Source organism: Roseovarius sp. MMSF_3359 (genome assembly GCF_030733385.1).
GTDB lineage: Bacteria > Pseudomonadota > Alphaproteobacteria > Rhodobacterales > Rhodobacteraceae > Roseovarius.
Genome location: NZ_JASHJC010000002.1, coordinates 173,436 through 193,296, shown reverse-complemented (window position 1 = coordinate 193,296; position 19,861 = coordinate 173,436). Strand labels below are relative to the sequence as shown.

General features: G+C 62.2%; 18 protein-coding genes. 4 read left to right on the top strand and 14 right to left on the bottom strand.

The annotated features are described in order from the left end of the window. Positions 1-9: 9 nt before the first annotated feature. The 12 genes from RBB29_RS03785 to RBB29_RS03730 form a co-directional block, all read right to left on the bottom strand. A complete protein-coding gene (locus tag RBB29_RS03785) occupies positions 10-1,488 on the bottom strand; it encodes a Do family serine endopeptidase (protein WP_306113092.1) in 1,479 nt (492 codons plus the stop codon). A 159-nt stretch (positions 1,489-1,647) separates the two neighbouring features. Further along, positions 1,648-1,845, bottom strand: a complete 198-nt coding sequence (locus tag RBB29_RS03780) for a DUF2065 domain-containing protein (protein WP_306112845.1) — start codon at positions 1,843-1,845, stop codon at positions 1,648-1,650. After that, positions 1,842-2,744: a protease modulator HflC gene (gene hflC / locus RBB29_RS03775; protein ID WP_306112844.1), complete on the bottom strand. Its 903-nt coding sequence runs from the start codon at positions 2,742-2,744 to the stop codon at positions 1,842-1,844. Before hflC ends, RBB29_RS03780 begins: the two co-directional genes overlap by 4 nt. Beyond that, positions 2,744-3,934 carry an FtsH protease activity modulator HflK gene (hflK, locus tag RBB29_RS03770; RefSeq protein WP_306112843.1) on the bottom strand — a complete coding sequence of 397 codons (1,191 nt, stop codon included), beginning with the start codon at positions 3,932-3,934 and terminating at the stop codon, positions 2,744-2,746. The genes hflC and hflK overlap by 1 nt, the downstream gene beginning before the upstream one ends. A gap of 70 nt (positions 3,935-4,004) precedes the next feature. Beyond that, positions 4,005-5,471 carry an FAD-dependent oxidoreductase gene (locus RBB29_RS03765; protein WP_306112842.1) on the bottom strand — a complete coding sequence of 489 codons (1,467 nt, stop codon included), beginning with the start codon at positions 5,469-5,471 and terminating at the stop codon, positions 4,005-4,007. 12 nt (positions 5,472-5,483) lie between these two features. After that, positions 5,484-6,272, bottom strand: a complete 789-nt coding sequence (gene rpiA, locus RBB29_RS03760) for a ribose-5-phosphate isomerase RpiA (protein ID WP_306112841.1) — start codon at positions 6,270-6,272, stop codon at positions 5,484-5,486. Positions 6,273-6,429: 157 nt separating this feature from the next. Further along, a complete protein-coding gene (gene murJ / locus RBB29_RS03755; protein ID WP_306112840.1) occupies positions 6,430-7,968 on the bottom strand; it encodes a murein biosynthesis integral membrane protein MurJ in 1,539 nt (512 codons plus the stop codon). 92 nt (positions 7,969-8,060) lie between these two features. Continuing rightward, complete coding sequence (locus RBB29_RS03750; protein ID WP_306112839.1) at positions 8,061-8,414, bottom strand: dihydrodipicolinate reductase; 354 nt, start codon at positions 8,412-8,414, stop codon at positions 8,061-8,063. A 52-nt stretch (positions 8,415-8,466) separates the two neighbouring features. After that, positions 8,467-9,285, bottom strand: coding sequence for a 4-hydroxy-tetrahydrodipicolinate reductase (gene dapB, locus RBB29_RS03745; RefSeq protein WP_306112838.1), 819 nt, complete (start codon positions 9,283-9,285; stop codon positions 8,467-8,469). Positions 9,286-9,362: 77 nt separating this feature from the next. Next, positions 9,363-9,866 (bottom strand): response regulator, encoded by a 504-nt coding sequence (locus RBB29_RS03740; protein WP_306112837.1) that lies wholly within the window; start codon positions 9,864-9,866, stop codon positions 9,363-9,365. 187 nt (positions 9,867-10,053) lie between these two features. Then, positions 10,054-12,822 carry a [protein-PII] uridylyltransferase gene (locus tag RBB29_RS03735; protein ID WP_306112836.1) on the bottom strand — a complete coding sequence of 923 codons (2,769 nt, stop codon included), beginning with the start codon at positions 12,820-12,822 and terminating at the stop codon, positions 10,054-10,056. A 20-nt stretch (positions 12,823-12,842) separates the two neighbouring features. After that, positions 12,843-14,012, bottom strand: coding sequence for a penicillin-binding protein activator (locus RBB29_RS03730; protein ID WP_306112835.1), 1,170 nt, complete (start codon positions 14,010-14,012; stop codon positions 12,843-12,845). An 89-nt stretch (positions 14,013-14,101) separates the two neighbouring features. On the opposite strand from RBB29_RS03730, the gene rsmI reads away from it, so the two are divergent. From rsmI to RBB29_RS03710, 4 genes are read left to right on the top strand one after another with little or no spacing between them, the layout of a single operon-like run. After that, the gene (gene rsmI, locus RBB29_RS03725; protein WP_371931417.1) at positions 14,102-14,962 is read left to right on the top strand and encodes a 16S rRNA (cytidine(1402)-2'-O)-methyltransferase; all 861 of its coding nucleotides are present in this window, start codon (positions 14,102-14,104) and stop codon (positions 14,960-14,962) included. Continuing rightward, positions 14,959-15,372, top strand: a complete 414-nt coding sequence (locus RBB29_RS03720; protein ID WP_306112833.1) for a YraN family protein — start codon at positions 14,959-14,961, stop codon at positions 15,370-15,372. The genes rsmI and RBB29_RS03720 overlap by 4 nt, the downstream gene beginning before the upstream one ends. A 58-nt stretch (positions 15,373-15,430) precedes the next feature. After that, positions 15,431-16,366, top strand: coding sequence for a glutathione synthase (gene gshB, locus RBB29_RS03715; RefSeq protein WP_306112832.1), 936 nt, complete (start codon positions 15,431-15,433; stop codon positions 16,364-16,366). Further along, on the top strand, positions 16,363-17,271 hold the full coding sequence (locus tag RBB29_RS03710) for an alpha/beta hydrolase (RefSeq protein ID WP_306112831.1): 909 nt from the start codon (positions 16,363-16,365) through the stop codon (positions 17,269-17,271). The genes gshB and RBB29_RS03710 overlap by 4 nt, the downstream gene beginning before the upstream one ends. On the opposite strand, the gene RBB29_RS03705 is transcribed toward RBB29_RS03710, so the two are convergent. Both RBB29_RS03705 and RBB29_RS03700 read right to left on the bottom strand, forming a co-directional pair. Next, entirely contained in the window at positions 17,237-18,751 is a 1,515-nt protein-coding gene (locus RBB29_RS03705; RefSeq protein WP_306112830.1) for a YifB family Mg chelatase-like AAA ATPase, read from the bottom strand. The two genes, RBB29_RS03710 and RBB29_RS03705, sit on opposite strands and share 35 nt — an antisense overlap. A 199-nt stretch (positions 18,752-18,950) precedes the next feature. Next, a complete protein-coding gene (locus RBB29_RS03700) occupies positions 18,951-19,817 on the bottom strand; it encodes a glutathione S-transferase (protein ID WP_306112829.1) in 867 nt (288 codons plus the stop codon). Positions 19,818-19,861: the final 44 nt, after the last annotated feature.

Genomic DNA, 19,861 nt, shown 5'->3' with positions numbered 1-19,861 from the left:
GACGGGCGTTTACTCGCCGTCTTTGTTCATCTCTTTTTCTTCCAGCGGCAGCGCGACAAACCGGGCGTCCTGATCGCGCACAACGCGCAGCAGGATGGATTTGCGGCCCGCCTCCTTGGCCTTTGTGACCAGCTCTTCGAAATCGGCAATGCCCGAAATCTGCAGCATGCCGGCGCCGGCCTCGGTGATCAGATCGCCGGGGCGCACGCCTTTTTCGTAGGCTTCGGACAGCTCGTCCACATCGGTAACCAGAAGGCCGGTGGTATCCGCGTCAAGGTTGAGGGCGGTGCGCGCCTCGTTGGTGATCGCGCTGAGCGACAGGCCGAGCATTTCCTTCTGCTGCGGTTCCTCGCTCTTTTCGTCATTGCCGGGCTGGGCCGCAGGGATTGCCCCTTCGGCGGCCTCACGGCGACCAAGGGTCACTTTCAGGGTTTGAGTTTTGCCGTCGCGGAAGACGATCACCCGCACGGTCTTGCCGACTTCGGTGTTGCCAACCTGACGGACGAGGCCGCGTGTATCGGCCACTTCCTTGCCGTCGAAGGACATGATGACATCGCCGGATTCCATACCGGCTTCGGCTGCGGGTCCTTCGGGGACATCGGTCACCAGAGCACCAGCAACCTTCTCAAGGCCAATCGCTTCGGCCACGTCATCGGTCACATCCTGGATCCGGACGCCCAGCCAGCCGCGGCGCGTTTCGCCGAATTCCTGCAACTGCTTCACAACCTTGGTGACCACGTTCGACGCCATCGAGAATCCGATGCCGATCGAGCCGCCATTTGGGCTCAGGATCGCGGTATTTACGCCGATCACGTCGCCGTCGAGGTTAAAGAGCGGGCCGCCGGAGTTGCCGCGGTTGATGGCGGCGTCGGTCTGGATGTAGTCGTCATAGGTGCCGGAAAGGGCGCGGTTGCGTGCCGAGACGATCCCGGCGGACACCGAAAAACCCTGACCCAGCGGGTTGCCCATGGCGACGACCCAATCACCCACGCGGGCAAGGTCGCTGTCGCCGAAGCTGACGAAAGGCAGGGGTTCCTTGGTATCGACCTTCAGAAGCGCGATATCCGTTTTGGGGTCGGTGCCGATGACCTTGGCCTCAAGCTCCTTGCCCGAATAGAATTCGATGATGATCTCGTCGGCACTTTCGATCACGTGGTTGTTAGTCACCACGTATCCATCTTCGGAAATCACGAAACCCGAACCAAGCGCAGAAGTGCGCCGTGGCCGGTCGCCATCTTCGTTGCGCTCACGGAACTGGCGGAAGAAATCCTCGAAAGGCGAGCCTTCGGGGACGATGGGAGATGGTCCGGCGCCCTGCGCCATGACCGTTGACGTGGTGATATTCACAACCGCCGGGCTGAACTTTTCGGCCAGATCGGCAAAGCTGTCGGGCCGGGCTTGTGCGGCGATCGTCTGGGCCAGCAGAATGGCAAAAGCCAGCGCAGTCAGCCACAGGGCGCGCAGGCCATTGATATTCTGCCGTGTCATTGAAACGGTTTGAACTTTCACGCGGGGTTCTCCTCTGGTGTTCGATATACGTCCGGCGACACAGCCGGTGATGTCTGGATCACATGTAGGTGCGGTTTGATGGATCGCAAAGTCCACGACAGTGTGTCACGCGCATGTGAACGAATTGTAAGGATTCTATCAGGCGCCGAGCGTTTTGGCGACCCAGACGAGCATCAGGCCGATCACGATGGCCAGGCAGCCCAGCAGACGGCGGCTTTCGACCGGCATTGCACGCAGGGCGACAAGCAGTTGGTCGATAAGCGAAGGGGCCAGTGCATAGACCAGCCCCTCGACAATCAGTACCAGCCCGAGGGCCAGAAACGTGGTTTCGATCATTGCGCGGTGCTGGCCCGGTTGGCCGCCGCCCCCTGATCCGAGCGCAGGTAGTTGAAGAACTCGCTATCGGGTGACAGGACCATGCTCGAATTCTGCCCGGTCAGCGATTGTTCATAAGCCGCCAGCGACCGGTAGAACTCGAAGAACTCCGCGTCCTGCGCATAGGCTTCGGCAAAGATCCGGTTGCGTTCGGCATCGGCCTCACCCTCGATGATGCGGGCGTCACGGCGCGCTTCCGACAGGATTTCCTCATAGGTCCGGTCGGCGGTCGCGGTCACCCGCTGCGCCGCCTCGCGGCCCCGGGCGCGTTCGTCGGTTGCTTCGCGTTCCCGTTCGGCGATCATCCGTTGCAGCGTGGCGTCGAAGTTCTGCTCGGGCAGGTTGGTCTGCCGCAGGCGCACATCGACCACTTCGAGGCCAAGCGCCCCGGCCCGGCTATCGGCGCGGTTCCTGATCTGCTCCATCAGGCCCGCCCGTTCCGGCGACAGGATGGTGTTGGAGGTTACACCGTCCGAACCTAGCACCGCCCGGATCTGACCGTCGAGGATGTCATTGAGCTGAATGGCTGCTTCGCGCTCGCCACCGGCGGCAAGGGCCTGCCGGAACTGCCGGATATCGGCAATCCGGTAGAGAACGAAAGCGTCCACCTCAAGCCGCCGGTCATCGGCGGGGGTGACTTCGATCACCGGGGTTTCCAGCGACAGGATGCGGTCTTCGTAACGCACCACTTCGTCGAGCAGCGGCAGTTTGAACCCAAGGCCGGGTTCATTCACCTCTTGCTTGATCTGACCAAAGCGCAGGACAAGGACCTTTTCACGCTCGTCCACGATGAAGATCGACGACAGTACCGCAACAACGGCAACGACGAGGATCGGAAAGAGATATTTGGTTTTTCCCATCAGTTTGCTCCCGAGTTACGGCGCAGTTCATTGAGCGGCAGGTAGGGCACCACGCCCTGACCGCCGCCATCGGTGTTGTTCTCAAGGATGATCTTGTCGACATCCCCCAGAACCTTTTCCATCGTCTCGAGGTAGAGACGCTTGCGGGTCACCTCGGGTGCTTCGCGATACTCCGCCAGAACGGCGAGGAAACGGCTGGCCTCACCAACGGCGTCGTTCACCACGCGCGCACGGTACCCTTCTGCGGCCTCAAGAAGCTGCGCGGATTCACCGCGCGCCTCGGCCAGTTTCCGGTTGGCATAGGCGTCCGCCTGGCGTTCCACCCGGTCACGCTCCTGCTCGGCGGCCTGAACGTCGCGGAAGGCGTCGATCACCGACTCGGTCGAGGTACGGCCATCGGCATCGGTAACCGTGACCGTCTGGCTCGGCGGGTCCACCTTGTTGAAGTTGACACGGATGATGTTGATGCCGGTCTCGCGATTGTCCAGCGTCTCCTGGATCAACTCCTTGACGCGGGCTTCAATCGCGGCGCGATCCCGGTTGAGGATTGGTGCCAGCTCGGATTGCGCAATCACCTCGCGCATCGCCGCTTCGGAAATGGCGCGTACGGAATCATTCGGATACTTCAGCGAGAACTTGAAATCCTCGGCGTTCTTGATGTTCCAGACCACCTGGAAATCAATATCGACGATGTTTTCGTCCGTTGTCAGCATCAGACCGTCATTGTCGCGGCCCGACCGGCGCACACCGATGTCTTCGGTGCGGTTGGTTGTGACATTGAACACTTCGTAGGTCATGACCGGCCATGGCGCGAAGTTCAGACCCTCCGTGCCGATGCCGGAAAACTCACCAAGAAAAAGCTCGATCGACTGTTCTTCGGGTTTGACCGTGTAGAAGCTCGCGGCCCCCCAAAGACCCACGGCGACCAGCGCGCCGATAAAGATCGACCCTTTGCCGATCCCGCCGCCATTGCCACCGGAACCACCGCCAGTGCCATTCGCGCCACCGCCACGGCCGCCCATCAGCACACGAAGCTGATCCTGGCCCTTTTTCACAAGCTGTTCGATCTCGGGGATCTGTCCGCCCTCAGGGGGGCGTCTGCCGCCACGATTGCCGCCGCGGTCGTCGTCGCCGCCATCTCCACCCGAGTTTCCGCCGCCGCCCCAGGGGCCGCCAGAATGTCCAGCCATGTATAATCTTCCCTTATCTCTTGCCACCTTACGGGGCGATGTACCTAACCTGTGCAGGAATGGCAAAAAATCAAGCCGTTCTGATAGGTTCCTTCATGGTCACGATCTCTTCGGACATGGTGGGGTGTACCGCCACCGTTCGATCGAAATCTTCCTTGGTTGCGCCCATCTTTACGGCGATACCCGCAAGCTGGATCATTTCACCGGCACCGGGCGCCACCATGTGGCACCCCAGAACCTTGCGCGTCGCCTGTGACACGATCAGCTTGAAGAGCACCCGATCCGGCTGTCCGGCAAACGCGGTTTTCATCGGCCGGAAGGAGGTACAATAGACCTCAACCGGTTCCTGTTCACGGGCCTCTTCCTCGCTCATGCCAACCGTGCCCATCTCGGGCTGCGTGAAAATCGCCGTCGGGATGAGGTCGTGATCGACAGGTGTCGGATTGCCATTGAACACCGTTTCCACAAAGGCCATGCCCTCGCGGATCGCCACGGGGGTCAGGGCCACGCGGTTCGTCACGTCACCAATCGCATAGATCGACGGCACCGAGGTCTGGCTGTACTCATCCACGACGATTTCGCCGCGGCGACCAATTTCGACGCCCACCTCTTCGAGGCCCATATCGGCGCTGTTGGGGTCGCGGCCGGTGGCGAAGAACACCGCATCGAAAACCGCTTCCGACCCGTTGGTGGCCTTGACCCAAACGGGTTCGCCGGTTTTGGCGTCGGTTGGCAACAGATCGCTCGCGTCACTTGCCGGCGCGCCCATGGCCGCATCCGAGGCAGTCCCGGCGTGGCTTGCCGACCGATCCGCCGAAGCAGGTGCCATTTCGAGGATATTGGTGCCCAGGTGCAGGTTGATGCCCTTCTCGCGCATCGATTCGGCGATCAGTCCGCGCGCCTCATCGTCAAACCCACGCAGGATTTGCGCGCCGCGATAGAATTGCGTGACCTCAACACCCAGCCCGTTGAGAATGCCGGCGAATTCGCAGGCGATGTAACCGCCGCCGACAATCAGGACCGATTTGGGCAGTTTCTTGAGGTGGAAAATATCGTCCGAGACCATGCCGAGATGCGCATTCGGCATGTCGGGCCGCACCGGGTGACCGCCGGTGGCAACCAGGATGTGCTTGGCGGTGAAACTCTCGCCCGTGCCGAGCTTGACAGTATGCGCGTCGGTCAGGCTGGCGCGGGCATCGAAACTGTCCACACCGCTGTTTTTCAGAAGCCCGCGATAGACCTCTTCCAAACGGTCGAGCTCCTCGTTCAGACGACCGGCAAACTTGGTCCAGTCAAAATCGCCAAGCGTCATGTCCCAGCCATAGGCATTGGCCTCTTCGGGTGCGCCGGCGAATTCCGAGGCAAAGACCATGAGCTTTTTGGGAACACAGCCGCGAATGACGCAGGTGCCGCCATACCGGTCCTCTTCGGCCAGGGCCACCTTGGCACCGCCCGCCGCCGCAACCCGCGCGGCCCGAACCCCGCCTGAGCCGCCACCGATTACAAAAAGATCATAGTCAAACGCCATGTCCGTCATCCTGCCTTGCCTTTAGTCGAGCATGTCGGAGAAGAGGTTGTCGGATTCCAAAAAATCCAGACGGTCCTCTTCCACCGTGCCCTGATTGATATCGCGCGTCTCGACCCGGCCATCGCCATAGCCCAGAACGACCACATCGCAGATATCAATGAAAAGCCCGTTTTCAACCACCCCGGGCATCTGGTTCATCGCCAGCGACAATTGCTGTGCATTGCCGATCCGGCCGAGGTGCAGATCAAGGATGTAATTGCCCTCGTCGGTGAAAAACGGTGTTTCGCCATTCATCCTGAGCGTGGCGTCGCGGCCCAGGACATCCATGCTGATGAGCAGCTCTTCGATCAGCGATTTCGTGGTCTGCCAGCCGAACGGGATCACCTCGACGGGCAGGGGGAAGGCGCCAAGGGTTTCGACCTCCTTGCCGATATCGGCGATCACGATCATCTGATCGCTGGCGGTGGCCACGATCTTTTCCTGCAAAAGCGCGCCGCCGCCGCCCTTGATGAGGTTGAGATTGGCGTCGAACTCATCCGCGCCGTCGATTGTCACGTCCAGCCATTTGGCCTCGTCGAGAGAGATGACGTCGATCCCGACTTCGCGCGCCAGGTCGGCGGTTCGGGTCGATGTGGGAACACCGCGGATTTTCAGGCCGTCCTCGCGGACCATTTCACCGAGGCAGCGCACCATCCAGGCGGCGGTGCTGCCGGTGCCGAGGCCGACGCGCATCCCGTCTTCGACAAAGTCGACCGCGCGCTTGGCGGCAACGAACTTGGCCTTGTCGATGGGTGACAATTCTCCGGACATGGCATGTTTCTCCCCGATGCTTGGCAGCGGTTATACGGGAGTCGCCCACAAGGTGCGAGAGCAATTCGGCGGTTGTTGGCCGCAGAGCCGGATTAGGTGCCGGTTCATCGCGAAGACCTGTAAATGTGAGCCAAAGATGGCGCCGGCCTGGACGGCTTCAGCGCCGCAAAGACCCGCGCAGTTCGGACATGCGGAACGCACCGATGAGCTGCCCAAAGCCGAAATAGCTCAGGCTGCCCAGGACGATCAGGACGATCAGGGCGATCCAGCGGATACCGGGAATGCCGAAGAATGGCCCCATCAGCATCCACAACACCCACAAAACGACCCCCATCAGGACCGATGCCAGGATGATCCGCCAGAGCCTTTGCTTGAAGCGGGCATCGAAACGGGCCACATCGCCGAAGCCCCGCGCCCCGCGCAGGAGCAGCCAGACCATGACCCAACCCGCGACTGTCGTTGCGATGGCCGCGGCGATCCAGCCGATGGCGTATGACAGGCCGATCGCGACGACCGCGTTGATGACCATGGCAACCACGGCATAGCGGAAAGGGCTCCTGGTATCTTCGCGGGCGAAAAACAGCGGCTGCAGGATCTTCTGTAGCACGAAGGCGGGCAGGCCCAGCCCGTAGATCGCGACGGCGGTGGCGGTGGCGGCGGTGTCGTCGGTGCCAAAGGCGCCGCGCTCGAACAGTGTCGAGACGAGGGGCAGGGGGATCACCATCAACGCCACGGCCGAGGGGATTGTCAGCGCCAGTGAGATCTCTCCGGCGCGCGACAGGGCCTCCCGTGCACCGGTCTGGTCATCAACCTTCAACCGGCGCGACAGGTCGGGCAGGAGGACGATGCCCACGGCGATGCCGACCACGCCAAGCGGCAGTTGATAGAGCCTGTCGGCGGCATAAAGCCAGCTCACGGCTTTTTCGTAATTCGACGCCACGAGTTGCCCCACCAGCAGGTTGACCTGCATGACGCCGCCCGCCAGGGCCGCGGGGATCGCGATCCGGACAAGTTGGGCCATTTCGGGCGTCCAGCGCGGGCGCGTGGGCCGGATGCGCATTCCGGCGCGATCCGCCGCGTACCAGACCAGCGCCAATTGCGCCAAGCCTGCGAAGGGAATGGTCCAGATGAGCGCCTCGGCCACCGCTTCACCGCACCACCATGCGACGCTCATCGCGGTGACCAGCATCACGTTCAGCAGGACCGGCGCGGCGGCGGCGGCGGCAAAGCGATTGGCGGCGTTCAGGACGCCGGAAAACAGTGCTGCGAGCGAGATGAAGAGGATATAGGGGAAGGTGATCCGCCCGAATTCAACAGTGATATCAAAGCGTTCATCGCCATAGAACCCTTCGGCAGTGGCCCAGACCAGCGCGGGCATGAAGATCATGGCAAGTGCCGTCAGGATCAGGAGGATCACGGCGAGCCCCGACATTGCTAGCCGGGCAAAACCGATCGGATCTTCACCCGCCTCCAACCGTTTGGAGAACATCGGCACGAAAGCTGCGTTGAAAGCGCCTTCGGCAAAGAAGCGGCGGAACATGTTGGGCAGGCGGAAGGCGGCCACATAGGCGTCCATCAGCACGCCCGGCCCGAGCAGGTTGGCGATGATCACATCTCGCACGAAGCCCAACACCCGGCTGAGCAGGGTCCAGACCCCGACGGTCAGCACGCTGGAAAGCAGGCGGATGGGTTTCATGCTCGGGCCTCTCTGCGGGGGCAATTGCCGCAGGAGTACCGGATCAGGCGATGTGGCGAAAGGGGGCGCGCGCTCTCAAAGCGCGGCTTGTGTCATCTGAGTGCGAAATCCGCGTGGTCGCCCTGGCCCCGATCCGCGACGAAACGGATGGTGCCGTCCTGCACAGCGACGATCTGACAATTGGGGCCGAGGTCGCGCGATCCCCAGTAAAGATCACGGCAGAAATAGCCTTGTTGCCATTTCCATGCGCCGAGCACTTCGCGTCCAAAGGCGTCACCTTTGATTTTGCCATTGGGCATCACGTTCAGCTTGATTCCGAAGCGTTTGAGGTCCTTGCCGTTAATCAGCGACACGAAATCGGCGCGTTTCGATATCTTGGCAAAACCGTCGGCGGACACGGGGGCGGCGATGAGGGCGGCCAGGGCGGCAAAAATGGCGTAACGCATGGATCATATCTCCCTTTGTTACGAGGGATTACGTGCCGCCGCCCGGTTTGGATCAGTTTTCGTTCAGGCCGAGCACATCAAGCATGTCGTAAGCGCCGGGTTTGCGCCCGATCCCCCAAAGCGCAGCCTTGAGGGCGCCACGGGCAAAAATGCCGCGATCGGTGGCGATGTGGCGCAGCACGATGCGTTCGCCAGGGGCGGCGAAAAGCACGTCATGTTCGCCCACGATGTCACCGCCACGAATGGCCGAAAACCCGATATGGCCGCGCTCGCGCTTGCCGGTGATGCCGTCCCTGGCGCGGTCTGCGACATTGTCCAGGGTCAAGCCACGCCCCTCCGCGGCCGCCTCACCCAGCATCAAGGCGGTTCCCGAGGGCGAATCGACCTTCTGATTGTGATGTGCCTCGATCACCTCGATGTCGAAATCTTCGTCAAGGGCCGCGGCCACGCGCTTGGTGAGCTGTGTCAGAAGGTTCACACCGAGGCTCATGTTGCCTGCCCGCACGATGACCGCATGGCGGGCCGCGGCGTCGAGCCGCTTGATATCTGCGTCGGTAAGCCCGGTGGTTCCGATCACATGGACGCAGCGCGCTTGCGCGGTGATGGTGGCAAAATCGACCGTCGCGGCAGGTGCGGTGAAGTCAATCACCGCCTGCGCATTCGCAAAGGCTTCCAACGGGTCGTCGGTCACCATCACACCCATCTCGGCCCCGCCCATGGCAGCACCCACGTCCTGGCCGATCCAGTCATGTCCGCCCCGCTCCAACGCGCCAATCAGTCGTGCGCGCGGACTGTCGGCAATGGTGCGCACCAGCATCTGACCCATGCGGCCGGAGACGCCGGTTACCACGATTCCGGGCAAATCACTCATCTTGAAAGCTCCTGGTCGTTCAGGCTTTCTGCATAGCCCGAGGAGCAGGTGAGGGACAATCGCGAAATAGAGGGCGGTCAGACGTGGCGGGGCGCAGCCATGGTGATCCCGGTACCGCCCAACGTTGGTGAGCTGACCGCCAACAAACCCTCTTTGCGCAATCTCGCAAGTTCGCTTTTCACGGTGACCATCCGCACCGCGGTGTTGATGTTTTCAACGGTGAGCGGCTTGGCAAAAAAGGCGTCGATCATCGGGGAATTCGCGGCGCGCCTCTGGTCATTCTGGTTCAGCGGGGTTGTCAGCATGACAGCAACGGTCGCTTCGAAATCGGTACCAAAGCGTTCCTGCGCCGCATCCAGAAATTCGAAACCGTTCATGCGCGGCATGTTTATATCAAGCAGGATCATGTCGACCGTGGGATTGGACGGATCACACAGATAGGTCAACGCCTCTTCGGCATAGGCAAAACTGCTTATGCGGTCTGCAATATCGTATTTCTGCAATATGCGATGATACATTTTCCGATCGAACTTTTCGTCGTCGATCAGCATCACATGTCCCAAGGTCTCTGATTTCTTCATCGAACTCTGCTTCCTGTTTAGTCTTCATTCACCCAACTTTCGGGTTGCGCTGCGACATCGGCCTGTTTCGATTGCCCGGTTGCGGGGCGCATGGCCAATCCATCCTCGGGGTGTCGCGCGAATCCTAACGATGGGTTCGCGGTCAGGATAAAAGATTCAATCTAAAGAAGGATTAAGCCGGGCCGGTCTATGCCGTGGCGCGCTCGACCCCTTCGCTGATCGCGATGCGCAGCTTCTTGTCGAGGGCTTCCTGCTTGGCTTTCGAGTGGAATTTCAGGCCAAACATGTCCTTGACGTAAAACGTATCCACGACCTGTTCGCCATAGGTCGCGATCACCGCCGAGTTGATATAGACGTTGCTGTTGGCCAGCGTGCGCGTCAGATCGTAGAGCAGGCCGGGGCGGTCACGGGTATCGACCTCGATGATCGTGTAAATCTCGGATCCTTCATTGTCGAAGGTGATGTGGGTGGGCACGCGAAAGGCGCGTTCGCGTTTCTTGATCTTGTCCTTGGATTTGATGGCCTCGCGCGCGACGACCTCGCCCTTGAGCGTCTTCTGGATCATCTGGCGCAGACGGGGCAGGCGCGCGGCCTCGTAGGGATGACCGTCGGCATCCTGAATCCAGAAGGCCGGCGTGGCATAGCCGTCCTTGGAGGTGTAGGTGCGCGCATCGACAACATTGGCGCCGACAAGCGCCAAGGCGCCGGCGAGACGCGAGAATATGCCCGGGTGATCGGCCAGCGCGAAACAGGCGCGGGTGGCATCGCGATCCTCGTCCGGGTGCAGGTCGATGGCGATCTCACCCTCCTTGAGATCGCGCAGCAGACCGGCAAAAACCGCATGCGCGGTCACATGGAGGCCCTGCCAATAGGGCGGGTAATGGCGGGCGATCTCGGTCTTGATGTCCTTGGCGTCCCAGCCTTCGAGCGCCTCGCGCAGATTGCGTTTCGCGTCCGAGCCGCGTTGCTCCCGGTTGAGCGCCTCAAGCCCGCCTTCCATGGCGCGCCGCGTCTGGCGGTAGAGTGCCCGCAAAAGCGAGGCTTTCCAGTTGTTCCACGTCCCCGGACCCACGCCGCGGATATCGCAGACCGTCAGCATCAGGAGCAGGTCGAGACGTTCGCGCGTCTGCACCGCCTTGGCGAAATCGCGCACGGTGCGCGGATCGGCGATATCACGTTTCTGCGCCATGTCGGACATCAGCAGGTGATAGCGCACCAGCCATTCGGCAGTATCGACCTCCTTGGGCTTGAGCCCGAGGCGCGGTGCGACCTTGCGGGTGATCTGGGCGCCGAGGATCGAGTGATCCTCGTCGCGCCCCTTGCCGATATCGTGCAAAAGCAGCGCGACATAGAGCACTTTGCGGTTGATGCCCTCCTCGAAGATGGTCGACGATACGGGCAGATCTTCGACCAGCTCGCCGCGCTCGATCTGGGCCAGTTGGCTGATGCACTGGATCGTGTGTTCGTCGACCGTGTAGTGGTGATACATGTTGAACTGCATCATTGCCACAATCGGTTCGAATTCGGGGATAAAGGCCGACAAAAGGCCCAACTCGTTCATCCGCCGCAGCGCCCGTTCCGGGTTGCCATGCTTCAGCAGCAGGTCAAGAAAGAGTTTCTGCGCCACCGGATCTTCGCGCATGTCATTGTCGATAAGATGCAGGTTGGCAGTGACAAGCCGCATGGCGTCAGGGTGGATCAACATGCCGGTCCGCAGCCCCTCCTCGAAGACGCGCAGAAGGTTCAGTCGATCCTTCAGGAACTTCTTTTCATTGGCGATGGCGATGCGGCCGTGGACCTCGGTATAGCCGTCCTTGAGCTTGCGTTTGCGTTTGAAGAGCCGTTGCAGAAGGGGCGCGGATTTGACATGCGCGGCTTCGAGCTTGGTCAGGAAAATGCGCGTCAGATCACCCACGACGGTGGCATGGCGGAAGTAATCCTGCATGAAGTATTCGACCGCGCGGCGCCCGGCGATATCGACATAGCCCATGCGCTCGGCCACCTCGACCTGCAAATCAAAGGTCAATTGGTCGTTGGGGCGTTTGGTGATCAGGTGTAGATGACAGCGCGCGGCCCATAGGAAATCATGCGCGCTGGTGAATTTGTCATATTCCTCTTCGGTGAACATCTTCAGGCGCACCAGTTCGGCCACATCCTGCACCCGGCGCAGATACTTCGCGATCCAGAAAAGCGACTGCAGGTCGCGCAAGCCGCCTTTGCCTTCCTTGACGTTGGGCTCCACCATGTATCGCTGGCCGCCCTGCTTTTCGTGACGCACATCACGCTCGGCCAGCTTGGCCTCGATAAACTCGGGCGCGCTGCCCTTGAAGAGGTCGTTCCACAGGCGGTGGTTCAGGTTGGCAGCCAGCTCGCTGTCACCCGCGAGGAAGCGATGCTCCAAAAGGGCGGTGCGGATGGTGAAATCCTCGGCCCCAAGGCGCAGGCAATCGCGGATGGTGCGGCTGGCATGGCCGACCTTCAGTTTCAGATCCCACAGGATGTAGAGCATGGATTCGATGACGCTCTCGGCCCAGGGCGTGATCTTGTAGGGCGTCAGGAACAGGAGATCGACATCCGATTGTGGCGCCATCTCACCGCGCCCGTACCCACCCACGGCCAGGACGGAAATACGCTCGGCCTCGGTTGGCGTGGGGAGCGGATGCAGGTGCTGGGTGGCAAGATCAAGTGCCGAAAGGATGATGCAATCGGTGAGCCAGCTATAGGCGCGGATGGTTGCGGCGGCTTCAAACGGGTGGGCGGCAAAAGCCTGCGCGATGGCGTCGCGGCCGCTTCGCTGCGCGGTCGAAAGGACCGCGACCGCCGCCTGACGCAGGGCCATCGGGTCGTTCTCGCTTTGCTGCGCGGCCGCCGCGAGGTCGGCCCGCACGGCGCCGAGATCGAAAATCTCCTCCGCCGGGCAGATCAGATCATCCGGCAGAGAGGGGTCTTTTGCCATCGTCTTGTAAGGGTCCCGGTTCAGAAGCCCGCCGCACCAAAGCCCCGAGGCGCCGGTGAGATGACCGCAACCTGGTTGTCGCGGATCGTGGCCACGGCCAGACCGCGTTCATTGCTGCCATTCGGCAGAAAGCGGAACACGCCGGTCACGCCCTGGAAACCGGCGGCCTGTGTCAGCGCCGCACGCGACAGGGCACCGCGCCCGCGGGATTCGCTCAGGGCGCCGATGGCGGCGATGCCGTCATAGGCCAGGCCGCTCAACGGATGGGGTGTTTCGCCGAAACTTGCCGTGAACCGGCTGTTGTATTGTGCCGCACGGTTCGGATCGGGCAGGGCGAACCAACTGCCCTGAACGCCGGGCAGTGTCAGGGTTTGCGGCGGCGTGTCCCAACGGGTCAGGCCGATATATTGAATGTCCTGCGGCGACAGGCCCGCCTCTGGCAGCATCTGTGCGAAAAGGGGCAGGGCGCCTGCGGTGTTCGATGTCATGAAAATGGCGTTGGCATTACCCGACGAGGCCGCTGCGGTGATTTTCGGGATCGCATCGACCACGCCGTTTTGCGAGAAATCATAACCGACGCTGCCCACGTTGCTGCCACCCGAGGCGCTTACCGCGTTGGTGATCGCCTGCTTGCCAAGCTGACCGGAGAGGTTGTTGGCATAGACGGTCAGGACACGGTTCTTGCCATTCTGGGATCCGTATCGCGCCAGCCTGCTGGCGCTGTTCTCGAAGGTCTGTCCGAGGATGAACAGGTTGCCGCCGGCTATCGTCGAGTTGTTGGAAAAGGCCAGGACGTTCACGCCCTTGTCGGCCACGGCCACGGCGACCGCGTTGGCAGATTCGGCGTGAAGCGGCCCCACGATGATCTGGGCGCCATCATCAACGGCCTTGAGGGCTTCGGCCTGCGCCTGCCCTGCATTCCCCGCGGTGCTATAGACGCGCAGGTCAATCGGCACACCGTCAAGATCGGACACGGCCAGGCGCGCAGCGTTTTCCAAATCGCGCGCCAGTTTCTGCTCCTGGGCGCTCGATGCGCCATGGGGGACGAGAAGGGCGACGGCGACACTGTTGCTCGGCACGAGGCCGGTATTGGACAGCGAGACCGGCTGACACGCGGCGAGCCAGGCAACGGAGGCAAACAGCGCGAGCCGCGCGACGGTCTTGCGGGCGGTGGACAAAACGGCAAACATGGGTAACTCACTCCCTCTGGGCGGCCTGTGCTGAAGTGCAGCCGCGTTTTGGGACACAATCATAAACGTCAAACGGGGCGGGTCCAGTGGTGAATCCGATCAACAGCAAACTGCCGCCGGGTCTCTACCTGATCGCAACGCCGATCGGCACGGCGCGCGACATCACGCTCAGGGCGCTGGATATCCTTGCCTCCGCTGATGTTCTGGCGGCCGAAGACACCCGCAGCCTGCGCAAACTTATGGAAATTCACGGGGTAGCGCTTGGCGATCGACCGCTTGTCGCCTATCACGATCATAATGGTGACAAGGCGCGGCCCCGGCTGCTTGGTGCGCTGGCAGCAGGAAAATCGGTTGCCTATGCGTCCGAGGCGGGCACGCCGATGGTTGCCGATCCCGGTTTTGACCTTGGCCGGGCGGCGGTCGAGGCGGGGCATACGCTCGTGTCGGCGCCGGGGCCATCGGCGGTCATCACCGCGCTGACACTGGCCGGGCTGCCGACCGATCAATTCCATTTCGCCGGGTTTCTGCCAAACACCGCCTCCCGGCGGAAAACGGCGCTCACGGCGCTGGCGCAGGTGCCGGGAACATTGGTTTTCTACGAATCACCCAAGCGGGTTGCGGCGATGTTGGCCGATGCGGCGGATATCCTGGGCGCGGAGCGGCACGCCGTGGTGGCCCGCGAACTGACCAAGAAATTCGAAGAAATCTTGCGTGGCACGCTTGCGGAACTGTCTGCCCTCTGCGCCGAGCGAACGCTGAAAGGTGAATGCGTCGTTCTGATCGACCGTGGCCATTCACGGGCCGTTAGCGAAGCGGATGTAGAACAGAAACTGCGCGCGGCGCTTGAGACGCTGTCGGTGCGCGATGCGGCGGACCAGGTATCTGCCGAATTGGGGATTAAACGGCGGCAGGTCTATCAACTGGCGCTCAAACTGGAGGCCGGCACATGAACACCGATGGCGACTTTCGCCAAGCAATGGCCAAACCGGCTGGGGCCCGCCGACATGCCGGTCAACGCGCCGATCTGTCGGGGCGGGCCGCCGAAGAACGCGTCACCCGCGCCTATCTCGACAAGGGTGCCCGTCTGCTGGAAACCCGCTGGCGCGGCGAAGGGGGCGAGATTGACCTGATTTTCGGCATGGGCGATCTGCTGATCTTTGTTGAGGTCAAGAAGGCACGCAGCATCGACGCGGCCATTCGTAGCCTGCGCCCGACACAGATGCGTCGCATTCATGCCGCGGCGGCGGAATACCTTGCCCAGACCCCGCAGGGACAGCTCAGCGATGTGCGCTTTGATCTGGCGGCGATGGATGGCGCGGGCCGGGTCGAGGTCATTGAAAACGCCTTTGGGCATTTCTGAATTGAACCTCTGCCGCCCTTGCCCCATGTAGAGGGAGCTTGAAACAAGGGGCAGCGCCATGAAGATCGCCTTTCAGATGGACCCGATCGGTCCGATTGATATCAACGCGGACAGCACGTTTCGCCTTGCCGAAGAGGCGCAGGCGCGGGGACATGAGCTCTTTTACTACACGCCCGACAAACTGGCCTACGATCAGGGGCGGGTCACCGCGCGGGGCTGGCCGCTCAGCGTTCAGCGGGTCGAGGGCGATCATTTTCGCTTGGGCGACGAAACCACCGTCGATCTGGCGGATTTCGATGTGGTCTGGCTGCGCCAGGATCCGCCTTTTGACATGTTCTACATCACCACCACCCATCTGCTGGATCGCCTGACGCCGGGGACGACCGTGGTCAATGATCCGTTCTGGGTGCGCAACTTTCCGGAAAAGCTCCTGATCCTCGATTTTCCTGAGCTGATGCCACCGACAGCGATCGCCCGCGATCTCGACACAATCCGGGCGTTCAAGGAAGAACATGGCGACGTTATCCTCAAGCCGCTCTATGGCAATGGTGGCGCGGGGGTTTTCCTTTTGAAGAAAGAGGATCGCAACCTGACATCCCTGCACGAGATGTTCACCGGCTTCAGCCGCGAGCCACTGATCGTGCAAAAGTTCCTGCCTGACGTGTCCAAAGGCGACAAGCGCGTGATCCTCGTTGATGGCGAGGCGGTCGGCGCCATCAACCGGGTTCCGGCGGCGGGTGAAACCCGGTCGAACATGCATGTGGGCGGGCGCCCGGAAAAGGTCGAACTGACGGATCGCGACCGCGAGATCTGCGCCACGATCGGGCCGCTCCTGCGGGAGAAGGGACAGGTTTTCGTGGGGATCGACGTGATCGGCGACTACCTGACCGAGATCAACGTGACCTCGCCCACCGGCATCCAGGAACTGGAGCGTTTCGACGGGATCAATGTCGCCGCGAAGATCTGGGAGGCGATCGAGGCGAAGCGTTCATGAGCCTGCGCGCCCGACTGCTGAACCGGTGGCTGAAGCTGACCGAGAAACCGCATCTTGGGCGGGCGTCGCTGACCCGGGTGCGCCGGTCATTCGAAGCGAAGGCAAGGATCCTGTTCCATCCGCCGAAGGATGCAGTCTTTGAGCCGCAAGAGCTCGTTCACCGGCAATCTTCGGTCCCTGCGCTTGGGGTGGCGGGTCCACCGGACGGGCCGGTGATCCTCTATTTCCATGGCGGCGGCTATGGGTTTGGCTCGCCGCGCACCCATCGGGCGATGATCGCCTGGTTGTGCCGATACGCTGGCGCACGCGCCTTGCTGCCGCAGTACCGCCTGGCCCCGGAACACCCATTTCCCGCTGCTTTGGAAGATGCGGTTCTGGCCTACAGGGCGGTCAATGAGGCACCCGGCGGGGTCGTTTTGGGCGGAGACAGTGCAGGCGGCGGTCTCGCGCTGTCGCTTCTGGCTGAGATCAAGAGGTTGGGCCTGCCGATACCCCGCGGATGTTTTGCCTTTTCGCCGCTGACCGATCTCAGTTTCTCGTCGGATTCGGTGACCCGGAATGCGCGGTCCGAAGTCATCCTCCCGGCAGATCGCGCGGCGGAAATGGCGCGGGCCTATCTGGATGGCGCGGATGCGGCTGATCCGCGCGCCTCGCCACTGCATGCGGATTTCGAAGGCGTCTGTCCGATCTGGATCTGTGTGGGCGATACGGAAATCCTCCTGGATGATACCCGCGACATCGTGGGTCGGTTGAAAGACCAGGGCGTGCCGGTGACATGTGTGATCGAGCGAGACCTGCCACATGTCTGGCCGCTTTTCCGGGGGTTGATGCCCGAAGCGGATCAGACCTTGCGGGAGGTCGCAGAGTGGATCAGATCTCTTTCGCTCCGGTCAGCCGGTAGCTGATTGCCTCGGCGATATGCGGGTGCCGGAGGGCGGTTGAGCCATCGAGATCAGCGATGGTGCGGGCGACGCGCAGAACCCGATGATACCCCCTTGCGCTGAGCCCGAACCGTTCCGCGGCCTTGGTCAGTAACGCGCGGCCTTCGGTGTCGGGCGTTGCGATTTCCTCCAGGGCCTCGCCTTCGGCATCGGCATTCAGGCGCATGTCGGGCCGGTCGGCATAGCGCGCCTGTTGCTCCGCCCGGGCCCGTTGCACCCGGTTGGCAACCTCGGAGGAGCTGTCGCCAGACGCGGGCAGGTCGAGATCGGTAAAGGCGACGGGTGGCACTTCGACACGCAGATCAAACCGGTCCATCAGCGGGCCGGAGATACGCCCCATGTAGTCCTCGCCACAGATCGGCGCACGGGTGCAGGCACGGGCGGGATCACTCAGATAGCCGCATTTGCAGGGGTTTGCAGCCGCCACCAGCATGAAACGGCAGGGGTATTTGACGTGGGCATTGGCCCGCGCCACCATGACCTCGCCAGTCTCGATCGGTTGGCGCAGGGTTTCCAGCACCGTCCGCGGAAACTCGGGGAACTCATCCATGAAGAGAACGCCATTATGGGCAAGACTGATCTCGCCGGGGCTGGCGCGCCGTCCACCGCCCACGATCGCGGCCATCGACGCGGTGTGATGTGGTTCGCGAAAGGGGCGGGTGCGGCTGATGCCGCCTTCGTCCAGCAAGCCAGCCAGCGAGTGGATCATCGAGGTTTCCAGCGCCTCCGCCGCTGTCAGCGGCGGCAGGATGCCCGGCAGCCGTGCCGCAAGCATGGATTTGCCCGACCCTGGCGTCCCGACCATCATCAGGTGATGCCGCCCTGCCGCGGCAATCTCGAGCGCCCGCTTGGCGCGTTCTTGCCCCTTGACGTCACGCAAATCGCGCCCGGACCCGTGCAGGAGCACTTCGCCAGGCTCCGCGGGTGGAAGCGGCGACTGCCCCGTGTAATGCCGTACGACGTCCGCGAGAGAGGAGGCACCCAGCACCTGCACCGCATCGACCCACGCGGCCTCGGCGCCGGAATCCTTCGGGCAGAGCAAGGTGTGATCCTCCTCCGCCGCGGCCATCGCAGCGGGCAAGGCGCCGATCACCGGTACGAGTGAGCCGTCAAGGGAGAGTTCACCCAGTGATGTTGTACTTTCGACGGCGTCCTTGGGGATGATTTCCAACGCCGCCAATAATGACAGCGCGATCGGCAGATCGAAATGGCTGCCTTCCTTGGGCATATCGGCGGGGGACAGGTTGATGGTGATCCGCTTGGAGGGCAGTGCGATCGCCATGGAACTGAGCGCCGTCCGAACCCTGTCACGCGCCTCGCTGACGGCCTTGTCTGGCAGGCCCACGACGGAAAACGCAGGCATTCCCGGAGTGACCGCGCATTGCACCTCGACATGGCGGGCCTCAACGCCTTCGAAGGCGACCGTGTAGGCGCGTGCGACCATTCCCCTGCCTTTCGTCAATCTTGGTTAACGACCCGACATCGACGATAGGAGGAGAGGTGTTGATGAAAGGTTAACCGCGGCCCGAAGCGCATCCCAGGCGATTATCGCACAACGAGTGCCACACGCGGCGCGAGGAGAAGGCCGGAGGCCGCCGACGAGATATCCGGTGTGCGCGGTACGCGCACTCCATCTCGTTGCCTCAGCCGCGCATCGCCATGAAGGCAGCCCATGCTTCCGGATCGGCGGCGGTTTTGTCGCGGCAAAACGCATTGCAGAAACCAAAAACGCGCCCGTCCAGCGTCATCATGTGGGTCGGGGGCTTGCCCGAATAAGGACAAGCGGCGTTCTCTGGTTCGGCATCGGTCGCCTCTGCAACCAAGGCAGGCGGCCCCGGCCAAGCACTGGTCTCAAAGGGTTTTTTGTACCTATTCAACACCTCGCCATGCACCAGACCCATGGCACGCCATCGCCGGAATGCAGGGTCAGCCAGATGCGCGGCCACATATTTCTGCGCGTCCTGGGATACGTCGAGACCATAGCCCGCAATCCGTGCGGCAACCGGCGCGTAGAACGCATCGGCGATCGAATAAGCGCCACAGAGCCATGGCCCGTCCGGTGCGCAGGTTTGCCTTGCATGCGCCCAGATCAGTTCGAGCCGCCTAAGGTCCGACAGAACGGCCGCAGTCGGCTCAACCCCGGTATAGGCCAGGCGCAGGTTCATCGGACATTCCCCGCGCAGCGCCATGAACCCGGCATGCATCTCGGCCGTCAGGCTGCGCGCGGTGGCACGCGCTTTGGGATCTTCAGGCCAGAACCCGGCCTCCGGATGACGCTGGGCCAGTTCTTCGGCGATGGCCATCGAATCCGTCAGGATCGCCCCTTCGGGCGTCCGCACCGCAGGGACGGTCTTGGCAGGCGCCCAATCGGGCATCTGCTCGGGCACGCCCCCCTTCTTGAAATTCACCATCTCGGTGCGGCATGGGATGCCGAACCGGTCGAAAAGCAGCCAGCCGCGCAGCGACCAGCTTGAATAGGCGTAATCGCCGAGAATGAGATCATAGGTCATGGGCGCAGATTAGACGCCGGGCCGTCCGCGGAGAAACAAAACCT